Below are 2,901 nucleotides of genomic sequence, written 5' to 3'. Positions count from 1 at the left end.
AGTTGCATGGTTGTATAATAGAAAAAATAACTTTAGTTTCATGAACTTTTTGTTTGTACTCTTTAAACAAAAAATAGTATAAAATAAATTTACATAGAAAGAAGGAAAAATCAATGTTTTTTGATATGCATGCAGATGTGTGGACAGATAATTTCTGGGAATATCAGAAGGGAAATAAGGATGTTATCAGAAATAAGTACAAGGAAAAATTCTTAAAAGGAGGTCTTTCTGGAGGAATTTTTGTTATTTATTTGAATGTGAATGAAGTGGAGAATGCTGAAGAATATTTTTTTGCAGTTTTGCGAGCAATGACTCAGGAATTGTATCACGCAAGAGATTTGATAAAGGTTATAAAAGAGCCATCTGATTTTAAAATTTTTGAAAATTGGGAAAATGTTAAGAAAGACGATAAAAAATTTGGAATTATGCTTGGGATAGAGGGGCTTCCAGGGATTGGAGATAAACTTGACTATATTTACTTATTAAATCAGCTTGGTGTGAGACATATTGGAATGACTTGGAATGAAACAAACGCTTTTGCAACAGGGCAGAGTGGAGATAAAAACAGGGGATTGACTTCACTTGGAATTGATGCTGTGGGAATAATCAATGAATTGGGAATTCTGCTTGATGTTTCACACGCCAATGATAAAACATTCTGGGATATTGCCAAACATTCCAAAAAACCTTTTTTTGCTTCACATTCTAATTCCAGAAGCCTTTGTCCGTCAATGAGAAATTTGACTGATGATCAAATTTTATGTATTGGTGAGCGAGGAGGAATGGTCGGAATGAACAGTTACCATAATTTTGTTAGTCAAAATGAAAATGAGAAAAATCTAGAAATGCTTTTAAATCATTTGGAGTATGTAGCTGAAAAAATTGGACTGGATAAAGTCGGATTTGGACTTGACTTTGCAGAATATTATACTCCAGAAGGAGAAGAGGCTGACGGACTTCTTGGTCTTCACGATGTTACAGAGTTAGGAAATGTGAAAAAAGCCTTGAAAAAAAGAGGATATTCCGAAAATGAGATTGAGATGGTAACTTATAAAAATTTTATTGACTTTTTTGGAAGAGTGAGAAATTTTAAATAAAAAATAATAGTAAAATTGAGAAAAGAAAGGAACTTAATAAATGAACAATAAAAGAAAACCAATTATAGGAATTACTACTTCGCTAGAATTAAATCCGAACAGACTAAATGATCACAAGACAATAGTTTCTGTGGATTACAGTAAAGCCGTTATAAATGCTGGAGGAATACCATTTATTTTGCCAATAACAGAAAATATGGAAGTTATAAGGGAACAAATTCAGCATTTAGATGGTCTTTTACTTTCTGGAGGAGGAGATCCTGATCCGATTTTATATGGAGAGGACTGTCTGCAGGAAGTTGGAAGCATTACACCAGAGCGGGATAAATTTGAACTTGAAATTTTGGATGAGTTTATAAAAACTGGAAAGCCTATTTTGGGGATTTGCCGTGGATTGCAAATTGCAAATATTTATTTTGGCGGAAGTTTGTATCAAGATGTAAAATATACAGGAACAACTATTAATCACATGCAAAAGTGGCTTCCTGACTTGCCTACACACGATATTAATATTGAAAAAGACAATATTTTATTTGAAATTTTTGGTGAAAAAACAAGAATTAATTCTTATCATCATCAAATGATAAAAGATTTGGGAAATAATTTGACTTCTATTGCAAAAGCAAATGATGGTATAATAGAAGCTTTTCAAAATAAAAATCATAGATTCTTTTATGCAGTACAATGGCATCCTGAAATGATGGCAGTTCGTGGCAATGAGAAAATGCAGAAGATTTTTGATAAATTTATTGAAAGTTGCAATGATTAATCTCTATAAAAAAACAAAAGCTGGCTAAATGTCAGCTTTTTCTCTTACAGTTAAATTCTATCACTTTTAAAAGCATGTGTTAAAAATGTGGATTTATTTCAGGATTTTCAATTTGAACTGTCACATGCTCTATTCCGTATTCATTTTTCAAAAGTTCTACCACATCATTTACAATCTCGTAATCATTTACACCATCGTACTCATCAAGTAAAATATGAAATGAGATGCTTATATTTTCTTCCGAAATATTCCATAAATGGAATTCATGAATATCCTTTATTTTATCAATTGTCAAAATTTTAGCATAAATTTCGTCAATGTCTAAATCACTGGGAACAGCTTCCATCAAAATAAAAAACGCCTCTTTTGCAATTTTTAATCCGCCAGTAAAAATAACAACGCTTATAATCACACTTATTATTATGTCAAAAATAACAAGGTTAGTTAATTTCAAAATAATCGCAGCAATTATAACTCCAACCGAATTTAACGTATCTCCTAAAAAATGCCATAATGCACTTTTTACATTAAGATTATTTTCTTTTTTCAAACTTTTCATAAGTACAAACATAAGTATTATATTAACCAAAAGTCCGATTACTGCAATTGTAAACATTGTAAAAAAATCAACATGTTCTGGATTGAAAAGCCGTTTTATAGCCTCAATAACTATTCCAACCGAAATTATCATAAGAGCCAGTCCATTTATGAATGCAGAAATTATCTCAATTCTCAAAAATCCATAAGTAAAATTCTTGTTTGGCTTTTTGGCTGAATAAAATACTGCTATAATGCTGAACAAAAGTGCAACAACATCCGAAAACATATGAAATGAATCTGAAATAAGTGCAAGTGAACCACTAAATATCCCGCCAAATAATTCAACTAAAGCAAAAAATAGTGTCAGCAAAATTGAAGTTATTAAAGTTTTCTTTGATTGTGACTGATATTTGTAATGCTTTATATGATGGTACTTAAAATCAATCTTTTCTTTATTCATCTTATCTTTCTCTCTTTCCACTAAAAATATTTAAT

General features: G+C 30.6%; 3 protein-coding genes. 2 read left to right on the top strand and 1 reads right to left on the bottom strand.

Annotated features, from left to right (window positions below; genetic code table 11):
* Positions 1 to 113 precede the first annotated feature (113 nt).
* Positions 114 to 1,097 (top strand): membrane dipeptidase, encoded by a 984-nt coding sequence (locus Q0370_RS03990; RefSeq protein ID WP_299572435.1) that lies wholly within the window; start codon positions 114 to 116, stop codon positions 1,095 to 1,097.
* A 40-nt stretch (positions 1,098 to 1,137) separates the two neighbouring features.
* The gene (locus Q0370_RS03985) at positions 1,138 to 1,866 is read left to right on the top strand and encodes a gamma-glutamyl-gamma-aminobutyrate hydrolase family protein (RefSeq protein ID WP_299572433.1); all 729 of its coding nucleotides are present in this window, start codon (positions 1,138 to 1,140) and stop codon (positions 1,864 to 1,866) included.
* Positions 1,867 to 1,945: 79 nt separating this feature from the next.
* On the opposite strand, the gene Q0370_RS03980 is transcribed toward Q0370_RS03985, so the two are convergent.
* Entirely contained in the window at positions 1,946 to 2,866 is a 921-nt protein-coding gene (locus tag Q0370_RS03980; RefSeq protein ID WP_299572430.1) for a cation diffusion facilitator family transporter, read from the bottom strand.
* Between the last annotated feature and the right edge of the window lie 35 nt (positions 2,867 to 2,901).

Source organism: uncultured Leptotrichia sp., from assembly GCF_938036635.1.
Lineage (GTDB): Bacteria > Fusobacteriota > Fusobacteriia > Fusobacteriales > Leptotrichiaceae > Leptotrichia > Leptotrichia hongkongensis.
Note: the sequence above shows the minus strand (reverse complement) of the source record. Positions and strands in the feature narration are given on the sequence as shown.